Origin of the sequence: Pseudomonas sp. Z18(2022), from assembly GCF_036346535.1 — a bacterium.
In the GTDB taxonomy this organism is placed as follows: domain Bacteria; phylum Pseudomonadota; class Gammaproteobacteria; order Pseudomonadales; family Pseudomonadaceae; genus Aquipseudomonas; species Aquipseudomonas yamanorum_A.
The window spans coordinates 81,825-103,191 of the sequence record NZ_JAOTOA010000016.1; the positions used below are offsets into that span (position 1 = coordinate 81,825).

The following is a 21,367-nucleotide window of genomic DNA, read 5'->3' on the forward strand; positions in this document are numbered from 1 at the left end:
CCTTATGGCGAGGTAACCCGCTACATCGCCATAAGCTGTCGCCGAATTCAGAAGCTCAGCGTACTGGACACCGACACCTGTCGCGCATCGCCAATGGAGACGAATTGGGTGTTCACCGCGGAGGTGTAATAGGTGCGGTCAAACAGGTTCTTCACGTTGAGCTGGAACTTGACCTTCTGCCCGTCGACCTTGGTGTCATAGGTGGCAAACGCATCGGCCACGGTGTAACCCGGCAGGTCGAAACTGTTGGCCGCATCGCCCGAGCGCTCGCCGACATAACGTGCACCGGCACCGACCCGTAATTGGTCACCGCCAAGGATGCTGCCGAAGTCATACACCGCCGACAGCGAGCCGGTGTTTTTCGCGACGTTTTGCAGGCGGTTGCCCTTCAGCTCCGGGTCTTCGGTGACGACCGCATCGGTGTAGGCATAGCTGCCGATCACACTCCACTTGTCCGTCAGCTGACCGCTGGCATCCAGTTCCAGGCCGCGGGAGCGCACCTTGCCGGCGACGCTGTAGACCGAGGTCAGGCCATCGCCCACCTGCACCAGCACGTTGCGTTTTTCGATGTTGAACAGGGCGGCGCTGGCGGTGATGCGGCCCGGTATATCGAGCTTGGTCCCCAACTCCCAGGACTTCGACTGCTCCGGTTCAAGGCTGCCATCCAGTATCGTTTTGTTGGCCAGTGGCGCGATGGTGGAGTTGGGTTTGAACGACTCGGTGTAGCTGCCGTAGAACGAAAGTTCGTCGGTATAGCGGTACACCAGGCCGACGCGGGGCACCCACTTCTGGCCATTGCCGTTGGTGTTGGCGGTGAACGGGATGCCCTTGCCGGCGTATTGGTCGTACATCTGATAACGCGCGCCACCTACCAGAATCCACTGGTCGGTGAGGTGGATCGCGTCCTGCATAAACAGCGAGTCGCTGCGCAGCAGGTCGGTCTGGTTGCTGTCGGGGGCGCTGACGGTGGTGCCCGCCACTTCATTGCCGTAGACCGGGTCGTTGTAGTTGAACGTGCCACGGGGCGACTGGCGGATCAGGTCGGCGCGGTAGATCTTGCGGTACTCGTCATCCAGGCCGAAGGTCAGGTCGTGCTGCATGCCCGCGACGTTGACCTTGCCTTCAAGACTGGCGGTGGCGAAGCGGTCGGTGGTCAGTGCGCCCTGGGTGCCGTCCATGCTGCGGGTCAGGGTGCCATTGGCGTTGACCTTGACCACACGCACCTGGCTGGCGTCGTAGGTCTCGCGGTTCCAGCTGTAGCCGAAGTGGGCTTTCCAGTCGTCGTTCAGGTCGTGATCGGCTTCGAAGCGGTACAGGTCGGAGCGGCCTTCCATATTGTTGAAGGGCTCATCGAGACGGCGAGTCGACGGGATATTCAGCGGGTGGTTGGTCTTGGGGTCGATGGCGGTGCCACGGTCAAACGGCGAGAGAAACTCCCGATGCTCATAGGCAAACAACAACTTGGTGCTGTCGCCATACCAGGCCAGCGACGGCGCAATCAGGCTCTCGCGGTGGGTGCCGTAGTTGCGCCAGTAGTCTTCGTCTTCATGGTCGACAATCAAACGGTACGCCAACCCGCTGTCACCGATGGGGCCGGTGGTGTCGAGGTTGCCGCCGCTGCCGTTCTTGCCGTCACCAAAGGTCGAGCCGCGCACGGTCAGCGAGGTGGACTGGATCAGCTCGGGTTTCTTGCTGACGATATTCACCACGCCGCCCGGGTCCTGGATGCCGTACAGCAACGACGACGGGCCCTTGAGCACTTCGACGCGCTCGGCGGTGGAGTTCAGTGCCCGGCCCTGAACCAGCGGCATACCGTCCTGCATGATCGAACCGTTACGGTTGTCGCCAAAACCGCGCAGCATCACCGCGTCCTGGGTGCTGCCCAGGGTGTTGGCCTGGGTAATGCCGCTGATGTTGGTCAGGGCGTCGTCGAGGTTGCGCGGCTGTTGATCGCGCATCACCTGGGCCGGCACCACGTTGACGGTTTGCGGGGTTTCCAGCAGCAGGCCGTGGGAACGCATGACCGAGCTGGTAGGCGGCGGCTGATAACTGGTGGTATCCGAGGCCTGGGCGGCGCCGTTGATGGTGGTGGCGCCGAGGTTCAGGGCGCCTTCGGTGGGCAGCGGCTCCAGGGCCAGGGTGCGGGCGTCGATCTGGCGAAAGGTAAAGCCGGAATTGCCCAGCAAGCGCTGCATGGCCTGGGTCGCGCTCATCTGCCCGCTGATGGCCGGGGCCTTGATGGCGTAGGGTGCCTCGTCGGTGTAGACCACGCTGATACCGGTCACCCGGGTGAAATCGCTCAAGGCCTGAGGCAGCGGCTTGGCGGCCAGGGCAAAGTTGAACACCGTGCTCTGTTGCTGCGCGTCAGCCGCCTGCGCCACGCCCAAGGGCAGCAGCGCCAGCCCCGAAACCGCCAATACCGAGGCTCCCAGCCACTGTTTAACCGAACCCGCCGACGTTGCCCTGGACTTCATGCTGTGAGAACCCGTGTGTAAAAAAGCTGTTAATGCGAATTAATCGCAGTTTCAAGCACTGCACGGATGGCCGACAGGTTTACCTCACACCGATTTGAAAATAATTTCAGTCACGCCGGTTGGATCCGAAATCCGAAGCGCGGAACGTGCACATGCACGGTGCCGGCGCGTTCATCGGTGCGCCGCAGAATCAGCTCTTCACGCCCGGCAAACAGCAACTCCCCGGCCACCGGATCGGTGCCGTAGTCGGTGGCGCTGATGGTCACTTGCTGGCCGGGCTTGAAGCCGTTCGGGTCTTCGAAGATTTCTTCCGGCAGGTTGGCGGGTGTGGCGTTACGCGCAACTTCCAGGGCTTGCTCGGCGCTCATCTGGCTCGACGTGCCATGGCCGAAACCCAACACCCGGCCCAACCAGGCGGCTACAGCGGGATAGGCTTCCACCAGCGGCGAGGTTACCGGCGACCCCATGAGGAACCACAGCGGGTGGGCCAGGGCGAAGTCGGCAATCGACGGTTCGCCAAACAGGAAGTCGCCCTGCTGGTGCTGCAACTGCTGGTTGATACGGCCGATGATCACCGGCCATTGATGCTTGGCCTGATCCAGTTGCACACGGGTGGCCGTGCCGCCGCTGAACAACTTGCTGCGATCGGCCACCAGCACCTGGATCATTTCCGGCGGCACTTTGGCGAACTTCACCGCCAGGGACTCCGGCTGGAACACCAGGCTCACTGCATGAGCGAACACCGTCGAATCCGCCCAGGCGGCGAAGCTTTGGCTGACCAGCTCCAGGCCCTGGGGAAACAGGGCCGGCGCGGACTTTTCCTGCTCCAGGCGGCGGGCGATCAGCGCGGTGTCGCAGTAGATATCGGCGCCGACCTGCAGCACCGGGGTCTTGCGATAGCCACCGGTGAGGGCGGTCAAGTCAGGCTTGGGCATCACCGGCGAGATATGCACCGAACGCCAGGACAGCCCTTTGAATCCCAGCAGCAGGCGGGCTTTTTCAGCAAACGGGGATTGCGGGTAGTGGTGGAGGATCAACTCAGACATGCCAGGCTCCGCTCAATGAGTGAGCGTCCAGCTTAGCCTGCAAACCCGGCGAAGGCGCGCATGGGAACCTATCAGTCAAATTGATGGGCCGATCGCCGCCAGGCACTCCTTGGCGCTTTTCTTCAGCTTCTTGATCAGCCGTTCCTGGCGCAATGCCTCGGCCTTGCTGGTGCATGCTTCGGTGTACACCAGCGCCACCGCCGGGCTCGAAAGAAAAAACCGTGCGCCCTTGCCACTTTGGTGAGAGGCAAAGCGGCGCACCGGGTCATTGCTGATACCGCAATAGAGCGAGCCATTGGCGGCGCGCACCAGGTACACAAACCAGGGCTTGGTTTCGGAGGGAGTCGTCACGGATCAATTCGGCAAACCAAAGGAGCGCCAATCTTATCAACGACTGGCCTGGAACGCCTTCAACCCTTTCAGCGCCTGGGCGCGCACGGCGTTTTTCACCAGCGGTGTCCAGCCCAGCAACAGGCCTTTGGTGCCCAATGCCTGGCGCGACCAGCGCCACAGGTCGAAATGATCGTGGTGCTCGCAGATCTTGCCGTCGCGAAACACAAAGCGCGCCTGGATGTCGTTGACCACGGTATTGCCGGTGGCGCTGAACAGGTAGGTCGCCACCCAGTGCGCGCCGCCGGTGATTTCGTCGCTGCGCACACTGTCGAAGGTCAGGGAAAAATCCTTGGCCCGGGTGGTGAGCATGCGCCACATGTCGCCGGCATCACGCCCGCGCAACTCGCCGAACGCCGGGTCGCTGAACACCACGTCGTCGGTGTAGCAGGCGCTCATGGCCTCGGCATCAAGGCGCTGGAAGGCACTGTAGAACTCGGTGATCAGGGCGTTATGGGCATCGCTCATGGGCTGGTTCCGCAAAAGGGGTTGGATGGCCGGTACGATAATCCCCAAGGCCCGGGAACACTACTGGCATTAACGCCAGGAATATCCCATCCCACACATCAGGGAACCATCCCGCTGCTGCGAGCATAGGCAAACAAGTCCACATCGGTGGAGATACACAGGCGGTTCATGGCCGTGCTTTTCTGTTTGCTGATGGTGGAGATGCTGCGATTGAGCCGCGCAGCAATCTGGCTGACGGTCATGCCGCTGGCCAGCAGGCGCACCACTTCGCGCTCCTTGCCGGACAATTGCGGCGTTTGCGACTGGTCGCCAGTACCGGCCAGGTCCAACTGCAGACGCAGGTTTTCACTGACAAAGGTCTTGCCCTCGCTGATGGCCTTGATGGCCATGGGCAGTTCCTTGGCCGAAGCGCTCTTGGCGACAATAGCCCGGGCGCCCTGGGCGAAGGAGGCACGCAAGGTGGCAACATTGGCAAACATCGTCACCAGGATTACCGGCACATCGGGGTACTGGCGCTGCAGCAGGCCCAGCAACACATAGCCGTCGGCCTGTTGATTGCCCGGCATGGCAAAGTCCGTCACCAGCACATCGCAGGGCATGGCATTCAACAGCTTGAGCAGCTCGTCCGGCCCGTTGGCCTCTCCCACCACCTTGCACCGGCCGTTGGCCTCTATCACCACCCGCTGGCCAACTCGAACGATCGGATGGTCGTCAGCAATAATTACGCGAAGCATAGAAATCCAGACTGATGGCAAATTGATTTAAAAAAATACCCCCGTCCGGCCCGGGCAACAACCGCTGCCCCAACGTCGGTTTTCACCCCGGCCCAGTGTCTTTTAGAGGATGGACTTAACCCTACAAAACAAAAGGAATACACCTACAAAAAAAAGCTACAAACCTTGGTAATACGCCCTACGGATTCAGCTCATTCGTCATAAATCTGTCAAATACCGCAGATAAGCCATCACGTCCTTTTCAAACTGTTGAAGCTCCCGTTGGTTGAGCGCAATGCCGTGATCGCGCACTTGCTCGATCAGTTTCACGGCGCGGGTATCGAGATCGACGCCCCCCAGAAACACCAGGCCACCCACCAGTCGGTGCAGGCACTCGATCGCGGCAGCCCGGTCCAGCAAATGGCAGGCGCGGGCCAGCCCGGCAAAATCCGCATCCGCTTCAGCGCGCAAGCTGTGCAACATCTGGTTGACCATCTGCTCATCGCCGAAGGTGGCGATCAGGTCGGCGCGGGTTGGCCAAGGGGATTGCACCGGCGGCGAGTACGGGTCGACACCCACGCCGGGCGGCGGCAACCATTGCTCCAGCACGCTACGCAATTGATCAAGGGTCAACGGCTTGGGCAGCCAGGCATCCATGCCCGCCTCCTCGCAACGCCGAAAATCATCCGGGCCCGGGTTGGCGGTCAGGGCAATGATCGGCACGCGCCGGCAACCGCCTGCGCGTTCACGCCGCCTGATCTCCCGTGCCATGCGGTAGCCATCCATCACCGGCATCCGGCAGTCACTGATCACCAGGTCGAAATGGCTCAGGACACAGGCGTTCAACGCCAACTGCCCATTGCAGACCACCTCGTGAAGCAGCCCGAACTTCTGCAAAAACAAGCTCATCAATGTGCGGTAGGTGGGGTGGTCTTCAACCACCAATACCTTCAAATGCTGCCAGTGCGCGGGGGAACGACTCCCGGATACGGGATCCCTTGGCCTCATGGCCACCTCTATATCGGTGCATAGCAGGAGAATCTATCCATACGGATACATACATAGCTATACAAGAACTACGAGAAGACAAACTTTCCTACATCCGCAATCACCTATTCCGACCGGATAAAAATCGCTTTCTTCTGGCCCTTCCGATTCTCGTATTTGTTGTATTTCCCCCCTCCCACCCGACCGCTAAATTGCGCCCCAGCCCAAACGGGCAACCCCGCCATTTACATGTGGCGGGCAACTATCCGCACTGACCCAACGCTCAGCGCGCCGGCCTTCCCGCCGCCGCAATGACGCGCCTGTGTCAGTTGACCGAGACCTGGAAACACACCATGAACAAGCACCTGATCGCCCTTGCCAGCACCCTGTTGATCGCAGGCACGTCCTCCGCTTACGCGGCCAGCACGGTAGACCTCACCGTCAAGGGCATCATCACCCCGAATGCCTGCACCCCGACCCTGTCCGGCGGTGGCGTGATCGATCACGGCAAGATGTCGGCCAAAGATCTGAATCAGACCACGCCCACCCAACTTCCGTCCGCCTTGCTGCAAATGACCGTGACCTGTGATGCGCAGACTGCGTTCGCCCTCAAGGCCACCGACAACCGAAATGACCCATCGTCAGCAGACAACGTATTCACCCTTCAAATGACCGACGGCACACAAAAAATCGGCGGCTATAACTTGAACCTGAACACGTCGTTGGCCGACGGTGAGGCAGTGAGAAACATCCTGTCCGTTGATAGCGGAACATCTTGGACGCAGGGAACTACCTTTCAGAGGCTCGCCTGGCTTTCTGTGGCAGCGCTTACAGGTACCTCCACTCCGCGCCCTACGCAGCAACTGATCACGGAACTGCAATACGACGGCTACATCAATCGCGCCGACGGGCTGGACCTGAGCAACGAAGTCAACTTCGAAGGCTCGGCCACTATCGAAGTGATGTACCTGTAACCCGCCCAACGTCATTGCCACTGCAACCAAAGGTTTAGCCCGCTTATGAATTCCTCGTCCGTTGTCTTTCTCGCCACCCTGCTGCTTGCGCCCACGGCGCTGGCAATCAGCAAAACCGAACTCACCGTTCAAGGCATCATCACGCCCAGTGCCTGCGACCCCGTGGTCTCCAGTGGAGGTGTGGTGGACTACGGAAAGATGACGGCCAAGGAGCTCAACCCGGAGCAGCCCACTTCATTGCCGCCACAGTTCTTGCGACTGAGCATCCAGTGCGAAGGCCCAACCATGCTCGCACTCGACACCATTGATAACCGTGCCGGTTCGTCCATCAATCAATACCGGCACGGCCTGGGCATGACGCCCAGCAACGAAAAACTCGGGAGCGTCTCCTTTCACCTGCGCAATCCGGTCGCTGACGGCGCCCCAGTCAGAACACTCAACTCCACGGACGGCGGCGCCAGTTGGGTCCCCTCCAGCATGCTGAGTTTCTTCACCCTGACGGCCATCGCCGCCGCAGGTACCAGCACCACTCCGATCGCCATCACCCGGTTTGACGCCGACATGCAGCTGTACACCGCGATCGATGGCACCGACCGCCTGACCGTGCTCGATGAAATCCCCATGGACGGTCATGCAACCTTGCAAATGAAGTACCTGTAAGCCCCTTTTCCCAAAGGAATGTGCAACACATGAACACAACCCGAAACGCCCTGGCAGCGCTGGTGCTGCTGGGCACGAGCGCATCCGCCATGGCAGCGTCCACGGTGGAGCTGATCGTCAAAGGCGTAATCACCCCCAATGCCTGCGAGCCGAACCTGTCGGGCAACGGCGTGGTGGATTACGGAAAGATCTCGGCCAAGGACCTCAACCTCACCACCTACACCGAATTGCCCAAGACCACCTTGCAGCTGCAAATCACCTGCGACGGCAAGACCCTGTACGCCGTCAAGGGCACCGACAATCGGGTAGGTTCCTCGCCCTACACATTCATTTATGGCCTGGGCCTGATCAACGGTAACCAGAAGTTGGGGGGCTATGGATTACGCCTCAACAGCGCCACGGCTGATAGCGTCGCCACCACCCCGCTGCAGTCCCAGGACAACGGAACTACCTGGATGAGCCTGTATGAGGACTCCGACATAGGCCCAACGGATCTGGCGGCGTTTGGTGACCGGTCCACCGGCGTGTGGTTGCCCATCCCGATCCAGCAACTGATCACCAACCTGGAAGTCAACGCGTTCATCGTCCGCGCGGACAGCCTGGATTTGAGCGACGAACACCCAATCGACGGCTCCGCCACCTTCGAAGTCAAGTACCTGTAAGCCCACCGATGTACATGCCATGGACCGGCGCCCCTGGGACCTCGCCTCTGACTGCGAGGTTCGTTACCTGCACCGAGAAGCGAACGATGAACGGATACCTACGCCTTAGCGCGGCGCTGTTAGTGCTCAACACCAGCTCCACTGTTTTGGCCAGTACCGCCAGCGACATGACCGTCTCCGGCCTCGTCACCCCCAGTTCATGCACCGTCGGTTTGTCCGGCAGCGGCCTGATCGACCACGGCAAAATCCCGGTCCACCGCCTGAACCCCGATACGCCAACGACATTGCCCAGCGAGTGGCTGGATGTGGATATCAACTGCAGTGGGCCGATGCTGTTTGCCTTGATCGGCATGGACAGCCGGGCCGACTCATCGCCTACACCCGACACCGACTACGGCCTGGGGAAAAACCCCCATGCCACCAGCGAACACCTGGGCTGGGTCGGCCTGGCGTTCGAAAGCGCCCAGGGCGACGGCCAGGCCATGCAGGCGCTGGTGTCAAAAAACCAGGGCAGCAACTGGGTGCCGCAGTCCGAAATTCACCCCAAGACCCTGATGGGTTTTGCCCGGCCCGGCCGGCCGTTTCCCGAACCCATCGTCAGCCTGACCACGCGCATCCGCGCAGACACCACCATCCAGCCAGCGAACCGCCTCAGCCTAAAGCAGGAGGTGCCCCTCGACGGCTCACTGGTGCTGGATTTGCGTTACCTGTAATCAGCCTTTTAGGAACTGCGTCATGAAGACTTACCCAACCTTGAGCCGCGTGCTCGCCAGCCTGGCCATGGGCTGCTTGCTGAGCGCCCGGGCACACGCCGACGGCATGGTGCCCGACACCTCGGTGGTGATTGTCAACGAGGCCGACGGTGAAGCTTCAGTGTCGGTGACCAACACCGACGGCAAGCTCGCCCTGTTGCACGTCACCCTTGAAGACGTACCGGAAGACACCGAACCGCTGCTGTTTGTCACCCCGCCCCTGGCCCGGGTCGAAGCCGACAAGAGTCAATTGGTGCGCTTCATTTTGCAGAACCGCGAACCGCTGCAGACCCAACGCCTGAAGCGGGTGATTTTCGAAGGCATGCCCAAGGACCGCGCCGCAGTGCCCAGCGGGCATGCGCGGGTGGGCGTGACGGTGCGCCAGAACCTGCCGGTGATCATCCACCCCAAGGGCCTGGCGCCCAACCGCACACCATGGACAGGCCTGGCCTGGTCACTGGGCAACGGCCACCTGAAGGTGGCGAACGACACCAAATACGTGGTGCGCATGGCCCAGGAACTGCACCTGCTGCCGGGCAACGGCAAGGCCGTGCTGCCGCGCACCTACATCCTGCCCGGCGAGACCCTGAGCATCAAAGCACCGCCCGGCCCTGCGAGTTCGGTGCGGATGCAGCCGGCGACCGTCTACGGCTTTGCCGTCGCCGCCTTTGAAGCGCCCGTCATCGCAGAAAACGCCCAATAACGAAGTGACAGCCCAGTGACCGTCACCGGGAAGCCCGCCCACCGCAGGCTTCCATAACTTGAGTGCCTTACGTGAACACAGTCACCACTGACCCGGCTGGCGAAGCCGTGCCCGGTTTTCCTCATCGTCTTTTCGGCAGGCGGCTGGCCTGCGCCGCCCTGCCGCTGGCCAATGCACTGCTGTTGAGCCCCGCCTGGGCCGAGGGTTCGCCACCGGGCCAGGCGTTTGACCCGCAAACCCTGCACCAACGCGGCATCGATCCGGAACTGGCCTACCTGCTGCTGGACGCGCCGAGCTACACCAGTGGCCGGCACGCCGTAAGCCTGACGGTCAACGGCCAGCGCCGGGGTCGGGTCGACGCGCAGTTCGACCGCCAGGGCGCGCTGTGCTTCGACCGTGCCTTGCTCGACGCCGGCGACCTGGTGGTGCCGGCACCGCTGGGCGACAGCGGCTGCCATGACTTTCTCGGCGAATACCCGCAAACCGTGGTGGAGCAGGATCCGGCCAGCCTGAGCATCACCCTGGTGGTGCCCACCGAGTCCCTGCGCCCTCGGCAACGGGAGCTGTCGGGCTATGAAACCGGCGGTTTTGCCGGGCTGCTCAACTATGACGTGAGTGGGCTGTACAACCGTTATGGCGATGACGCCAGCCGGTTCGGCTCGGCCAACACCGAGGTGGGGTTCAATGCCGGCGACTGGATCGTACGCAGCCGCCAGGTGCAGACCTGGCAGGATTCCCGTTCGAGCAGCACGCACCTGGAAGCGTACGCCCAGCGTACCTTTGCCGAACAACAAGCCGTGTTGCAGGCCGGGCAGATCAACCTCTATAACCCGGTACTGGCCTCGGCGCAGATCACCGGGGCGCAGGTGTTCACCGAACAGGCGCTGCAAGACCAGGCACAGGGCGCAACCATCAACGGCATCGCCAACAGCCCGGCGCAGGTCGAGGTGCGGCAGAACGGCGCGCTGATCCATTCCACGGTGGTGCCCGCCGGCCCGTTCTCGTTGACCGATGTGCGGCGCCTGAACGCCCGCTCCGACGTCGAGGTGACCGTCAAGGAAAGCACCGGCGAGGAGCGCCGCTTCACCGTACCGGCGGTCATGCTCGGCATTGGCTTGCCCGCGCCGGGGTATTCAGTGGGCGCCGGGCGGGTGCGCAATATTGGCAACACCCGCGGCGAGGATCCGTGGGTTGTCAGCGCCGGATGGACCGGCCCATTGAGCCCCCGGCTCAGCCTGAGTGCCGGTGCGCTGATGGCCGAGGATTATCGTGCGACGGGCGCCAGCCTGGGGCTGCTGCCATGGCCGAACGGCCAGTTGCAACTGGCGACCCAACTCGCCGACACCCAGACCCACCCGCACGAACGCGGGGTACAGACCGACCTGTCACTGTCCCAGCGCCTGGGGCAGCAATGGTCGATCACCGCTGGCACGTCCCATCGCACCGAGGGCTACCGGGAACTGCAGGACACCGCCTATGAACCTCGGGACAACGACGCCCGTCGTTCGCGTTACCGTGACCAGCAAAGCCTGTCCTTGGGCTGGGCGCATCCCTGGCTCGGCGCCTTCAACGCCGGCATCTCGCGCACCAACACCTTCGACGGCCGGGACAGCAGCCGCGCCCTCGCCTCCTGGGGCACCAGTGTGCGCGGCGTGTCGCTGTCAGCCAGCGCCGAATGGCAAGTCAGTGGCCAACGCAACGATGAGAACGCGGTGTACCTGAGCCTCAGCGTGCCCCTGGGGGAAACCCGCCGGGGCCGGGCCTGGGTGCGCAACTCCGGCGGCGAACACCGCATCGGGCTGGGGGTGAGCGAACAGGTCGATGATCAATTGAGTTACCGGGTCAGCGCCGAACACGACAGCCGCGATCACCAGGTGGAATCGACCCTGGGCGTTTCCTACCTGCCGCGCTACGCCCAACTGGACCTCAACTACAGCCGCTCGGACGCCGAACGCTCCAGTTACCAGGGCGGCATCCGGGGCGGGATCGTCGCTCACAGTGACGGCGTGACCTTCTCGCCGTACCCGGTGCGCGATACCTTCGCCCTGGTGTCCGTGGGCGACATGCCCGGGATCAAACTCAGCACCCCAAGCGGCCCGGTCTGGACCGATGGCCAGGGCCAGGCGGTGGTCTCGCAAGTGGCCGCCTATGGCCGCAGCCCGGTGGAAGTGCAAACCCGCTCGTTGCCGCGCAACGCCGACATCAGCAATGGCCTGGCGGTGATTTCGGCCGGGCGCGGCGCGGTGGACCGCGTCGAGTTCGGCGTGGCCATGACCCGTCGCGCCCTGCTGACGGTGACCACCGACCACGGCGCGCCCCTGCCCCGCGGCGCCACGGTGAGCACCGCCGACGGCGAGTTCGTGACCCTGGTGCAGGAAGGCAGCCAGGTCTTTTTGCCCAACGTGCTGGACCCGCGTCGCTTGTGGGTCAAGGCACCCGGCACCCAACGCTGTGAGCTGAACTTTGCGCTGCCGGAAAAAGCCGACCCGCAGGTGTATTTCGAAACCGCCCCTGCCCGATGCCTGGCGCCATGAGGAACTCTGTGATGAACCGACTATTGCTGGCAGCCCTGGCCCTCGGCGCCCTGCCCGTGGCCCAGGCCGAAGATTGCCGTCTGAACCTCAGCGAGTCACGCCTGGATTTCGGCGTGATGAACCGCACGATCCACCGTGCACCGAGCGCTGAAACCCTACTGGGGGAGCGGCGCCTGAGTTTGACGATCAACTGCCCGCAACCCAGCGACATGAGCCTGTTTTACCGGGCATTGGCCGGCCACGGCGAGCGGTTTCGCTTTACCGACCGAGGCAGCTACGAGGTGCAGGTGAGCGACGCGGTGCTGGATGGCCAGGCCGTGGAATTGGGCCTGATTGCCGGCCAGGGCCAGGCGCCAGGCACGCGGGCCAACGTCCTCGCCTGGCGCCCGGACCAGGGCATCGTGCCGTTACGCGATGGCGTGCCAGCAACCGGCAGCGCGTTTTCCGTGCAACTACTGGTCAATGCCTGGGCCCAGGCCGATGCCACTCTGGTACGCGATGCCGTGACCTGGGAGACCTCCGGGCTGTTCGACGCAGTGGCCACCGGCCAGGCGCGGGAGTTGACCCTGCAAGCCGGCTTCGCCCCGGCCGCCTGCACCGCCAACTTGTCCAACGGCGGCATCGTCGATTTTGGCCGCATGTGGGCCAAGAGCCTGAACGCCGACAAGGAAAACGCTCTGGCTTCACGCAACCTGATGTTGAACATCGGTTGCGACGGGCCGACGCGTTTTACCCTGCGCATGCAAGACAACCGCAACGGCACCGCCACCGGCGGCACCGACGAAACTGCCTACGGCCTGGGGGTGGATAACAGCCGCAATAACATCGGCCGTTACTACCTCTACTTCGACCCCTTCGACCTGCAGGCCGACACCCTGCCCCAGGTGTACCGCACCGACTCCACCACCAACGGCGTGGCCTGGAGCAGCTCCAGCGCCTACCCGATTCCCATCGGCAGCAACAGCCTGCTGGGGTTCACCGACACACCCGGCAGCCACGCCGGCCCCACGGCGATCCAGAACCTGAACGGGCAGATCAGCGTCAGGGCCATTCTGGCGCCGATGAACACCCTGGACCTGAGCACCGAAGTACTGCTCGACGGCTCGGGCACGATTGAAATTCTCTACCTCTAACCACCCGCAAAGGACACTGTGATGAACACATGCCTGCTTTCCCTCGCCACTCTTTCACTGCTGGCCTTCAGCACTGCGACGTTCGCGGCCTCCCGCACCGAGTTTGCAGTCACCGGGTTGATCACCCCCAGCGCCTGCACCCCGGGGCTGTCGAGCGCCGGGGTGATCGATTACGGCAAGATTTCCCAGCAAGACCTGAACAGCGACACCGGCACCCGCCTGCCGATCCAGAACCTGAACGTGAACATCAGTTGCAACGGCCCCATCCGTTTCGCCCTGCGCATGCACGACAATCGCGACGGTTCGGCCAACGTCAACAGCGAGATCTACTACGGACTGGGGCTGGATAAAAGCGGCAACAAGATCGGCCTGTACTACCTGAGCTTCGACCCGGCGCAAACCATGACCGACAGCCTGGCCCAGGTGTATGGCACCGAATCCACCACTGGCGGCGTGGCCTGGCGCAGCGCCAACAGCAACCCGATCGACATCGGCGCCCGCAGCTACCTGGGGTTTACCGACACCGTCGGCAGTACGAGCGGGCCAGCGGCGATTCAAAATCTGATCAGCATCGTCAAGGTACAGACGGTGATCGCCGCCAAGCGCAACCTGGACCTCAGCAGCGAGGTCTACATGGACGGCTCCAGCACCCTGGAAGTGCTCTACCTCTAGACCTTCTCGCTGGTCACCGCCACATACCGCGCGCGCCCGGCGCCCAGGCCGGCCACGATGGCGCCCAGGCCGATCACCGCGAAAATCCAGCCGGTGGCGCCCCAGCCACCCGTCCAGTCGTGCACCAGGCCGACTGCAAACGGCCCCATGGACGCCAGGGTATAACCGATACCCTGGGCCATGCTCGACAGGTTGGCCGCCACATGGGAATCCCGCGAGCGCAGCACAATCAGGGTCAGCGCCAGGCTGAACGTACCGCCCTGGCCCAGGCCCAGCAGAATCGCCCAGCCCCACAAACCGTCCAGCGGCGCATACAGGCAACCGAACAGGCCGCCCAGCGTCAGCACCATCACCACCACGATGGCCAGACGCTGATCCTTGCCGCGTGTCGCCAGCCACGGTGCGGCCAGGGAACTGGCCAGTTGCACGATCACCGAGCCGGAGAGCACCAGGCCGGCCTGGGTGGCGGTGAGGCCACGGCCAATGAGAATCGACGGCAACCAGCCAAACACGATGTAGGCCAGGGACGATTGCAGGCCCATGTACAAGGTCACCTGCCAGGCCAGCGGGTCACGCAATAAACCCTTCACCCGATAAGCCACATGGTGCGCGCCATGCTTCTGGCCGACCTGCGGCAGCCAGAACAGCGCGGCGACCAACGCCGGGAGAATCCAGAAGCCCAGGCCGATGTTCCAGCTGTCGCCGAAGTAATGACTCAGCGGCACCGTGGAACCCGCCGCCAGCGCCGCGCCCAGGCACAGGGCCATGGTGTACACGCCGGTCATGGTGCCCGCCTGTTTGGCGAAGTCGCGCTTGACGATGCCCGGCAGCAGCACGCCGATAATACCGATGCTGGCGCCGGCCAACAGGCTGCCGGCGAACAGCCCGGCTTCACCGAAAGAACTGCGCAGGATAATGCCGCCCGCCAGGGTCAACAGGATCCCCAGTACCACCCGCTCGGCGCCAAAACGTCGGGCCAGGATCGGTGCCAACGGCGCAAACAGGCCCAGGCAAAGCACGGGCAAGGTGGTCAGCAGGCCGGCCTTTGCCGCCGACAAACCGAGGCTGCTGGAAACTTCCGCCAACAGCGGCGACATGCTCGACAGCGCCGGACGCAGGTTCAACGCCACCAGAATCAGGCCCAGCAGCAACAGCCACGGGCGACTCACCGCCGGCGGGCTGTGCTGCACCTCGTCGTCATCGGCTTCAGCGTCGATCAGCAGTTCTTCAAGGGCATTTTCTGAACGGGGCATGAGGTTCTCGGGTTCAAGGTTCATTGATCAACTGCCGGGACAGGGCCTTGGCGCGTTCCGGGTCCTGTTGCTCTACGGCATCGAGCAAGGCGCCGTGCAAATCGAACACCGCTTGCCGACGGGGCTGGATGTTCAGGGTCTGGCGCAGTTGCGCGCCGACGATGCTGGAGAAGTACTGGTACAGCTCGCTCAAGGCCGGGTTGTGGGCCGCGTCCACCAGGCGTTTGTGGAACACCAGGTCGCAGCTGATGTAGTGCTCCAGGTCGCCGTGGTAATGCTCGGCGCTGGTTTTCAATGCTTCGCGCAGGGCGACCAGGTCTGCATCGGTGCGCCGTAACGCTGCCAGGCCGCTGGCCTCGACTTCAAGAATCTGCCGTGTCTCCTGGGCCTGGGCCAGGGTGCAGTGGGACAAGGCTTTCATCGCGCCCAACGGGTCGGTCATGGAGCGCAGGTAGCTGCCGTCGCCCTGGCGGATCTCGATCAACCCGGAAAACGCCAACACCCGCATGGCTTCACGCACGGTGTTGCGGCTTATGCCCAGCTCGGCAGACAACTCGGGCTCGGTGGGCAGGCGCTCGCCGATGGCCCATACGCCTTGGGTGATGCGTTGGCGCAACTGGTCCAGAGCCTGGTCGACGAGGGAGCGTTTTATCAGGGGTGCGATGTCTGTCATGGGTTTCGTCCTTTCATCCAATCATAGGATGAATTTTCCTACATGGTAGTCAGACTTGCCTACAAGGGCAACGCACTAGGGTTGATTGGGTAACAAAAGGAGCGGGATTTCCGATTGATAAAATTACCCTTAGAGGGTAATTTCGGCTTCAGGTGTCTTATGGAAAAGTACACACCTCATTACGATTTGGCGGTGATAAAGGCGGATGTCAGGCGGCTTGGGAAGAAAGCATTTACCAATACCGCAGGAAGGACCGGCCAGGATATGGGCCTGACTATTGAAGAGATGCAGGCAGTCATTTTCGAACTGCAAACCAAGCTGTTGTACAAATCGATGACCACCTATGAAGACCATCGAGTGTGGCAGGACGTGTACCACACGAACTCACAAGATCTGGAGATTTATATAAAGGTGACGTACCGCCCTGCCGGCGGCCCACCCGTAATCTCCTTCAAGGAGAAAAACCCATGAAAACCCAGCAATGTTTCAGCTGCGGCGCGCGTGAGGGCGTGACACATTTCGAAGGGCGCGGCGAAACCATGAGCGTCAAGGGCATGGAGCGCCGTGTCGATAATCTTTCTGGTTGGGAGTGCCAGAAGTGCGGAGAAATCGAATGGGATCCCGAAAGTTCGGAGCGCCACGGGCAAGCCGGCGATGAACTGGTTATCGCCGCCCGGCAAATGATCGGCGCCGAGATGAAGCGTATCCGTCGCAAACTACACCTTACGCAAAAAGAAACCGTGCAACTGCTGTCCGGTGGCGGGCACAACGCATTTTCGCGTTACGAGCGCGGCGAGATTCTTCCGCCCAAGGCATTGATGCTGCTGATGCGCCTCCTGGATCGTTACCCGCATTTGCTCGCTGACGCAAAGGCCCTGGCCGAAGGTGCCGATCTGCGAGGAGCGTTTAAATATACCGAGCACAAGGAGCATGAAAGTCTTACGGTGGCCTGAACCGCAAAAAACCCGGCACAAGGCCGGGTTTATTTTTAAGCGTTACTCCCGCATCAATGCAAAATCTGGCTCAAGAACAACTTGGTCCGATCATTCTGCGGGTTGTCGAAGAAGTCATTCGGCGCTGCCTGCTCCACGATCTCGCCCTTGTCCATGAAGATCACGCGGTTGGCCACGGTGCGGGCAAAGCCCATTTCGTGGGTCACGCAGAGCATGGTCATGCCGTCTTCGGCCAGGCCGATCATGGTGTCGAGAACTTCCTTCACCATCTCCGGGTCGAGTGCCGAAGTCGGCTCATCGAACAGCATGATTTTCGGTTTCATGCACAGCGCACGGGCAATCGCCACGCGCTGTTGCTGGCCGCCGGACAGTTGCCCCGGAAACTTGTGGGCCTGCTCCGGAATACGCACGCGCTCAAGGTAATGCATGGCGATTTCTTCGGCCTTGCGCTTGGGCATCTTGCGTACCCACATCGGAGCCAGCGTGCAGTTCTGCAGGATGGTCAGGTGCGGGAACAGGTTGAAGTGCTGGAACACCATGCCGACTTCGCGGCGGATCGCTTCGATCTGCTTGAGGTCGTTGGTCAGCTCCACGCCATCGACCACGATGCGGCCCTGCTGGTGCTCTTCCAGGCGGTTGAGGCAGCGGATGGTGGTGGACTTGCCGGAACCCGACGGGCCGCACAGCACGATACGCTCGCCCTGCTTGACGTTCAGGTTGATGTCTTTCAACACGTGGAACTGGCCGTACCACTTGTTGACGCCCTGCATCTGAATAATGCCTTCAGGGCTCACAGGCTGTTTGATCGCTTCACTCATCACAAAACTCCTAACGCTTGTGGCCTGTGTCCAGCTTGTGTTCCAAATGAATGGAATAGCGGGACATACCAAAACAGAAAATCCAGAACACCAGGGCGGCGAACACGTAGCCTTCAGTGGCCATGCCCAACCATTTCGGGTCGGCGGCGGCTTGCTTGACGCTGTTGAGCAGGTCGAACAGGCCGATGATGATCACGAGGCTGGTGTCCTTGAACAACGCGATAAACGTGTTGACGATGCCCGGGATCACCATCTTCAGGGCTTGCGGCAGAATCACCAGGCCCATGCTGCGCCAGTAGCCCAGGCCCATCGCGGCGGCAGCTTCGTACTGCCCCTTGGGAATCGCCTGCAAGCCACCGCGCACCACTTCAGCCACGTAGGCCGACTGGAACAGGATCACGCCGATCAACGCCCGCAGCAGCTTGTCGATGCCCATGCCTTCCGGCAGGAACAGCGGCAACATCACCGACGACATGAACAGCACCGTGATCAACGGCACACCACGCCAGAACTCGATGAAGGTCACGCAGACCACACGAATGGCGGGCATGTTCGAACGCCGCCCCAGCGCCAGCACAATGCCCAGCGGCAAGGCGCCGGCGATGCCGACGGTGGCGATCACCAGGGTCAGCATCAAGCCGCCCCATTGGCTGGTCGCCACGTTGGTCATGCCGAAGATCCCGCCGTGGAGCAGGAAGTAGGCAACGATCGGGTACACCACCAAGAAGCTCAGGCCGTAGACCGCCTTGCGGGTAAAGCGCGAGATGAACAACGGCGCCACGCCCACGATGGCCAGCCACACGGTCAGGTCCACGCGCCAGCGCAGGTCGCCTGGGTAGTAGCCGTACATGAACTGCCCGAAGCGCTGTTGGATAAACACCCAGCACGCGCCTTCCTTGGTGCAGTCGGCACGGGTGGTGCCGACCCAGTTCGCATCGAGAATCGCCCAGTGCAGGATCGGCGGCACGACCAGGTAGATCAGGTAAAACGCCAACAGCGTCAGCAGGGTGTTGAGCCAGCTGGAAAACAGGTTGGCGCGCATCCATGCCATCGGCCCGAACACTTTGCTCGGTGGCGGCATATCAGGTTTGAAAGTATGCGTACTCATGCAGGTTTCCTCACCGCTCGATCAGCGCAATGCGCTTGTTGTACCAGTTCATCAGCAGGGAAATGCTGATGCTGATCGCCAGGTACACGCTCATGGTGATGGCAATAACCTCGATGGCCTGGCCGGTCTGGTTGAGCACCGTGCCGGCAAACAGCGAAACCATTTCCGGGTAACCGATACCGGCGGCCAGTGACGAGTTTTTCGCCAGGTTCAGGTATTGGCTGGTCAGCGGCGGGATGATCACGCGCAGGGCCTGCGGAATGATCACTTTGCGCAGGGTCGGACCGTTGCGCAGCCCGAGGGAACGCGCGGCTTCGGTCTGGCCGTGGCTGACGGACTTGATGCCTGAACGCACGATCTCGGCGATAAACGCTGCGGTGTACACGGTCAGGGCCAGGGTCAGCGCCAGCAGCTCGGGAATCAGCACCCAGCCGCCCACAAAGTTGAAGCCTTGCAGCTTGGGCATTTCCCAGTGCAGCGGCGCGCCGAACACCAGAGCGCACAGCGCAGGGATCACCACCAACAGTGCCAGGCCGGCCCAGAACTTGTGGAAGGGAACGCCAGTGGCTTCAAAGCGTTTGTTGGCCCAGCGGGCCATCAGCACAATGGCAACGATTGCCACCACTACGCTGATCACGAACGGCCAGAATCCGTCCGCCGCCAACGCGGCAGGCATATTCAGGCCACGACTGCTGACAAAGAATGTGTCACCGAAGTTATGGCTGTTGCGCGGCCCCGGCATCGTCAGGAAGACCGCGAAGTACCAGAACAGGATTTGCAGCAGCGGCGGAATGTTGCGGAACACTTCCACATACACGGTCGCCAGCTTGTTGATCATCCAGTTGGGTGACAGACGCGCCACACCAATGATGAAGCCAAGGATGGTCGCCAGGACCACACCGATCACCGTCACCAGCAAGGTATTGAGCAGACCGATCACAAAGACCCGGGCATAGCTGTCCGATTCGGTGTAGTCGATCAGGTGCTGAGCGATGCCGAAGCCGGCACTGCGCTCAAGAAAGTCGAAACCCGAGGTGATGCCCCGGTGTTGAAGGTTGGTTTGCGTGTTGTTGAACAGGTACCAGCCCAACGAGACCACCGCCACAATCGTGATGATCTGGAATAGCCACGCACGCACTTTTGGATCACTGAAGCTGAGCTTCTGTTTTGGTGCGCCGATTTGATTTTGCATTAAGTGCCCCAGGAATAATGGAACAGAACATCACCCGGCGGTTGGCCCACCGGGTGACAGAACCATCAGCTATCAGCGCACAGGTGGTGCGTATTGAATGCCACCGTTGGTCCACAGTGCGTTCAGGCCACGATCGATTTCCAGGGGAGTGCTTTTGCCGAGGTTTTTCTCGAACACTTCGCCGTAGTTACCGACTTGCTTGACGATCTGTACGACCCAGTCTTTCTTCACTTTCAGGTCTTTGCCGTATTCGCCGTCAGCACCCAGCAGACGGGCAACGTCCGGGTTCTTGGTGGACTTGGCTTCAGCTTCGACGTTTTTGGAGGTGATACCGGCTTCTTCAGCGTTGAGCATGGCGTAGCCAACCCAGCGCACGATGGCCAGCCACTCGTCATCGCCGTTACGCACGACAGGGCCCAGTGGTTCTTTGGAAATGGTTTCCGGCAACACCACGTAGTCCTTCGGCGAGGCCAGCTTGCTGCGCTGTGCGTAGAGCTGCGACTTGTCGGAGGTCAGCACGTCGCAACGCCCGGATTCCAGCGACTTGGCGCTTTCATCGGAGGTGTCGAACGTGATCGGGGTGTACTTCAGGTTGTTGGCGCGGAAGTAGTCGGAAACGTTCAGCTCAGTGGTGGTACCGGCCTGGATGCAGATGGTTGCACCGTCCAGTTCCTTGGCACTTTTAACACCCAGCTTGTTGTTCACCAGGAAGCCAACACCGTCGTAGTAGGTGATGAAGCCCGGGAATTTCAGGCCCATGCCGGCATCGCGGGAGCTGGTCATGGTGGTGTTGCGCGACAGGATGTCGACTTCGCCAGACTGAAGCGCGGTGAAACGCTCCTTGGCATTCAACTGGCTGAATTTGACCTTGGTTGCGTCGCCGAATACGGCAGCAGCAACAGCACGGCACACGTCAGCGTCGATCCCGAGGATCTTGCCGCTGGCATCCGGCACCGAGAAGCCCGGCAGACCGTCGCTCACGCCACACTGCACAAAGCCTTTCTTCTGCACGGCATCCAGAGTGGCGCCAGCCTGGGCGAAACCACTGACACCCAGTACGGTAGCCGCGGTCACGATGGCCAGGGTGGATTTCAATACCTTCATTCAAACCTCCAGTTTTGCTCTTGTTGTGTCGGAGCTCGAACCCCACCGCACCCTTATGAGGCGACATCGACCCGTGTTGGCTTTTTTTGGGGTCAAAC

22 protein-coding genes are annotated in these 21,367 nt (G+C 61.7%); 10 read left to right on the forward strand and 12 right to left on the reverse strand.

Annotated features, from left to right (window positions below):
- Nucleotides 1–47: 47 nt before the first annotated feature.
- The 6 genes from V3W39_RS25135 to V3W39_RS25160 form a co-directional block, all read right to left on the reverse strand.
- Nucleotides 48–2,474 carry a TonB-dependent siderophore receptor gene (locus V3W39_RS25135; RefSeq protein ID WP_330213538.1) on the reverse strand — a complete coding sequence of 809 codons (2,427 nt, stop codon included), beginning with the start codon at nucleotides 2,472–2,474 and terminating at the stop codon, nucleotides 48–50.
- Between the two features lie 110 nt (nucleotides 2,475–2,584).
- Nucleotides 2,585–3,520, reverse strand: coding sequence for a glutathione S-transferase family protein (locus V3W39_RS25140; protein WP_330213539.1), 936 nt, complete (start codon nucleotides 3,518–3,520; stop codon nucleotides 2,585–2,587).
- Nucleotides 3,521–3,595: 75 nt separating this feature from the next.
- Nucleotides 3,596–3,871 carry a GIY-YIG nuclease family protein gene (locus V3W39_RS25145; protein WP_177040757.1) on the reverse strand — a complete coding sequence of 92 codons (276 nt, stop codon included), beginning with the start codon at nucleotides 3,869–3,871 and terminating at the stop codon, nucleotides 3,596–3,598.
- 36 nt (nucleotides 3,872–3,907) lie between these two features.
- Nucleotides 3,908–4,378, reverse strand: coding sequence for a nuclear transport factor 2 family protein (locus V3W39_RS25150; protein WP_177040759.1), 471 nt, complete (start codon nucleotides 4,376–4,378; stop codon nucleotides 3,908–3,910).
- A 98-nt stretch (nucleotides 4,379–4,476) separates the two neighbouring features.
- Nucleotides 4,477–5,112: a response regulator transcription factor gene (locus tag V3W39_RS25155; protein ID WP_330213540.1), complete on the reverse strand. Its 636-nt coding sequence runs from the start codon at nucleotides 5,110–5,112 to the stop codon at nucleotides 4,477–4,479.
- 198 nt (nucleotides 5,113–5,310) lie between these two features.
- A complete protein-coding gene (locus tag V3W39_RS25160) occupies nucleotides 5,311–6,099 on the reverse strand; it encodes a response regulator (protein ID WP_259198215.1) in 789 nt (262 codons plus the stop codon).
- Nucleotides 6,100–6,431: 332 nt separating this feature from the next.
- On the opposite strand from V3W39_RS25160, the gene V3W39_RS25165 reads away from it, so the two are divergent.
- From V3W39_RS25165 to V3W39_RS25200, 8 genes are all read left to right on the forward strand, one after another.
- Nucleotides 6,432–7,052, forward strand: coding sequence for a DUF1120 domain-containing protein (locus V3W39_RS25165; RefSeq protein WP_330213541.1), 621 nt, complete (start codon nucleotides 6,432–6,434; stop codon nucleotides 7,050–7,052).
- Between the two features lie 45 nt (nucleotides 7,053–7,097).
- Nucleotides 7,098–7,712 (forward strand): DUF1120 domain-containing protein, encoded by a 615-nt coding sequence (locus V3W39_RS25170; protein WP_330213542.1) that lies wholly within the window; start codon nucleotides 7,098–7,100, stop codon nucleotides 7,710–7,712.
- A gap of 29 nt (nucleotides 7,713–7,741) precedes the next feature.
- Nucleotides 7,742–8,374 (forward strand): DUF1120 domain-containing protein, encoded by a 633-nt coding sequence (locus tag V3W39_RS25175; RefSeq protein WP_330213543.1) that lies wholly within the window; start codon nucleotides 7,742–7,744, stop codon nucleotides 8,372–8,374.
- Nucleotides 8,375–8,460: 86 nt separating this feature from the next.
- Nucleotides 8,461–9,087, forward strand: a complete 627-nt coding sequence (locus V3W39_RS25180) for a DUF1120 domain-containing protein (protein WP_177040771.1) — start codon at nucleotides 8,461–8,463, stop codon at nucleotides 9,085–9,087.
- Nucleotides 9,088–9,109: 22 nt separating this feature from the next.
- Complete coding sequence (locus V3W39_RS25185; RefSeq protein WP_177040773.1) at nucleotides 9,110–9,829, forward strand: fimbria/pilus chaperone family protein; 720 nt, start codon at nucleotides 9,110–9,112, stop codon at nucleotides 9,827–9,829.
- Between the two features lie 71 nt (nucleotides 9,830–9,900).
- On the forward strand, nucleotides 9,901–12,363 hold the full coding sequence (locus V3W39_RS25190) for a fimbria/pilus outer membrane usher protein (RefSeq protein WP_442968427.1): 2,463 nt from the start codon (nucleotides 9,901–9,903) through the stop codon (nucleotides 12,361–12,363).
- A gap of 11 nt (nucleotides 12,364–12,374) precedes the next feature.
- The gene (locus V3W39_RS25195) at nucleotides 12,375–13,496 is read left to right on the forward strand and encodes a DUF1120 domain-containing protein (protein ID WP_330213544.1); all 1,122 of its coding nucleotides are present in this window, start codon (nucleotides 12,375–12,377) and stop codon (nucleotides 13,494–13,496) included.
- Nucleotides 13,497–13,517: 21 nt separating this feature from the next.
- Entirely contained in the window at nucleotides 13,518–14,168 is a 651-nt protein-coding gene (locus V3W39_RS25200; protein WP_259198199.1) for a DUF1120 domain-containing protein, read from the forward strand.
- On the opposite strand, the gene V3W39_RS25205 is transcribed toward V3W39_RS25200, so the two are convergent.
- Nucleotides 14,165–15,445 (reverse strand): CynX/NimT family MFS transporter, encoded by a 1,281-nt coding sequence (locus tag V3W39_RS25205; protein ID WP_177079952.1) that lies wholly within the window; start codon nucleotides 15,443–15,445, stop codon nucleotides 14,165–14,167. The genes V3W39_RS25200 and V3W39_RS25205 overlap by 4 nt on opposite strands.
- Nucleotides 15,435–16,094, reverse strand: a complete 660-nt coding sequence (locus tag V3W39_RS25210; RefSeq protein WP_177079953.1) for a FadR/GntR family transcriptional regulator — start codon at nucleotides 16,092–16,094, stop codon at nucleotides 15,435–15,437. Before V3W39_RS25210 ends, V3W39_RS25205 begins: the two co-directional genes overlap by 11 nt.
- 159 nt (nucleotides 16,095–16,253) lie before the next feature.
- On the opposite strand from V3W39_RS25210, the gene V3W39_RS25215 reads away from it, so the two are divergent.
- Nucleotides 16,254–16,565 (forward strand): type II toxin-antitoxin system MqsR family toxin, encoded by a 312-nt coding sequence (locus tag V3W39_RS25215; RefSeq protein WP_177040787.1) that lies wholly within the window; start codon nucleotides 16,254–16,256, stop codon nucleotides 16,563–16,565.
- On the forward strand, nucleotides 16,562–17,047 hold the full coding sequence (locus V3W39_RS25220; RefSeq protein WP_330213545.1) for a type II toxin-antitoxin system MqsA family antitoxin: 486 nt from the start codon (nucleotides 16,562–16,564) through the stop codon (nucleotides 17,045–17,047). The genes V3W39_RS25215 and V3W39_RS25220 overlap by 4 nt, the downstream gene beginning before the upstream one ends.
- 53 nt (nucleotides 17,048–17,100) lie before the next feature.
- On the opposite strand, the gene V3W39_RS25225 is transcribed toward V3W39_RS25220, so the two are convergent.
- From V3W39_RS25225 to V3W39_RS25240, 4 genes are all read right to left on the reverse strand, one after another.
- Nucleotides 17,101–17,865, reverse strand: a complete 765-nt coding sequence (locus tag V3W39_RS25225; protein WP_003171943.1) for an amino acid ABC transporter ATP-binding protein — start codon at nucleotides 17,863–17,865, stop codon at nucleotides 17,101–17,103.
- Between the two features lie 10 nt (nucleotides 17,866–17,875).
- The gene (locus V3W39_RS25230; RefSeq protein WP_177040790.1) at nucleotides 17,876–18,973 is read right to left on the reverse strand and encodes an amino acid ABC transporter permease; all 1,098 of its coding nucleotides are present in this window, start codon (nucleotides 18,971–18,973) and stop codon (nucleotides 17,876–17,878) included.
- Between the two features lie 10 nt (nucleotides 18,974–18,983).
- The gene (locus V3W39_RS25235) at nucleotides 18,984–20,165 is read right to left on the reverse strand and encodes an amino acid ABC transporter permease (protein ID WP_177040792.1); all 1,182 of its coding nucleotides are present in this window, start codon (nucleotides 20,163–20,165) and stop codon (nucleotides 18,984–18,986) included.
- A gap of 72 nt (nucleotides 20,166–20,237) precedes the next feature.
- Nucleotides 20,238–21,269, reverse strand: a complete 1,032-nt coding sequence (locus V3W39_RS25240; RefSeq protein WP_003216321.1) for an amino acid ABC transporter substrate-binding protein — start codon at nucleotides 21,267–21,269, stop codon at nucleotides 20,238–20,240.
- Between the last annotated feature and the right edge of the window lie 98 nt (nucleotides 21,270–21,367).

Excerpts from the sequence above, each read along its gene's own strand:
- V3W39_RS25135 (WP_330213538.1), bottom strand. The coding sequence starts at position 2,474 with ATGAAGTCCAGGGCAACGTCGGCGGGTTCGGTTAAACAGTGGCTGGGA.
- V3W39_RS25140 (WP_330213539.1), bottom strand. The coding sequence starts at position 3,520 with ATGTCTGAGTTGATCCTCCACCACTACCCGCAATCCCCGTTTGCTGAA.
- V3W39_RS25150 (WP_177040759.1), bottom strand. The coding sequence starts at position 4,378 with ATGAGCGATGCCCATAACGCCCTGATCACCGAGTTCTACAGTGCCTTC.
- V3W39_RS25155 (WP_330213540.1), bottom strand. The coding sequence starts at position 5,112 with ATGCTTCGCGTAATTATTGCTGACGACCATCCGATCGTTCGAGTTGGC.
- V3W39_RS25160 (WP_259198215.1), bottom strand. The coding sequence starts at position 6,099 with ATGAGGCCAAGGGATCCCGTATCCGGGAGTCGTTCCCCCGCGCACTGG.
- V3W39_RS25165 (WP_330213541.1), top strand. The coding sequence starts at position 6,432 with ATGAACAAGCACCTGATCGCCCTTGCCAGCACCCTGTTGATCGCAGGC.
- V3W39_RS25170 (WP_330213542.1), top strand. The coding sequence starts at position 7,098 with ATGAATTCCTCGTCCGTTGTCTTTCTCGCCACCCTGCTGCTTGCGCCC.
- V3W39_RS25175 (WP_330213543.1), top strand. The coding sequence starts at position 7,742 with ATGAACACAACCCGAAACGCCCTGGCAGCGCTGGTGCTGCTGGGCACG.
- V3W39_RS25180 (WP_177040771.1), top strand. The coding sequence starts at position 8,461 with ATGAACGGATACCTACGCCTTAGCGCGGCGCTGTTAGTGCTCAACACC.
- V3W39_RS25185 (WP_177040773.1), top strand. The coding sequence starts at position 9,110 with ATGAAGACTTACCCAACCTTGAGCCGCGTGCTCGCCAGCCTGGCCATG.
- V3W39_RS25195 (WP_330213544.1), top strand. The coding sequence starts at position 12,375 with ATGAACCGACTATTGCTGGCAGCCCTGGCCCTCGGCGCCCTGCCCGTG.
- V3W39_RS25200 (WP_259198199.1), top strand. The coding sequence starts at position 13,518 with ATGAACACATGCCTGCTTTCCCTCGCCACTCTTTCACTGCTGGCCTTC.
- V3W39_RS25205 (WP_177079952.1), bottom strand. The coding sequence starts at position 15,445 with ATGAACCTTGAACCCGAGAACCTCATGCCCCGTTCAGAAAATGCCCTT.
- V3W39_RS25210 (WP_177079953.1), bottom strand. The coding sequence starts at position 16,094 with ATGACAGACATCGCACCCCTGATAAAACGCTCCCTCGTCGACCAGGCT.
- V3W39_RS25215 (WP_177040787.1), top strand. The coding sequence starts at position 16,254 with ATGGAAAAGTACACACCTCATTACGATTTGGCGGTGATAAAGGCGGAT.
- V3W39_RS25220 (WP_330213545.1), top strand. The coding sequence starts at position 16,562 with ATGAAAACCCAGCAATGTTTCAGCTGCGGCGCGCGTGAGGGCGTGACA.
- V3W39_RS25225 (WP_003171943.1), bottom strand. The coding sequence starts at position 17,865 with ATGAGTGAAGCGATCAAACAGCCTGTGAGCCCTGAAGGCATTATTCAG.
- V3W39_RS25230 (WP_177040790.1), bottom strand. The coding sequence starts at position 18,973 with ATGAGTACGCATACTTTCAAACCTGATATGCCGCCACCGAGCAAAGTG.
- V3W39_RS25235 (WP_177040792.1), bottom strand. The coding sequence starts at position 20,165 with ATGCAAAATCAAATCGGCGCACCAAAACAGAAGCTCAGCTTCAGTGAT.
- V3W39_RS25240 (WP_003216321.1), bottom strand. The coding sequence starts at position 21,269 with ATGAAGGTATTGAAATCCACCCTGGCCATCGTGACCGCGGCTACCGTA.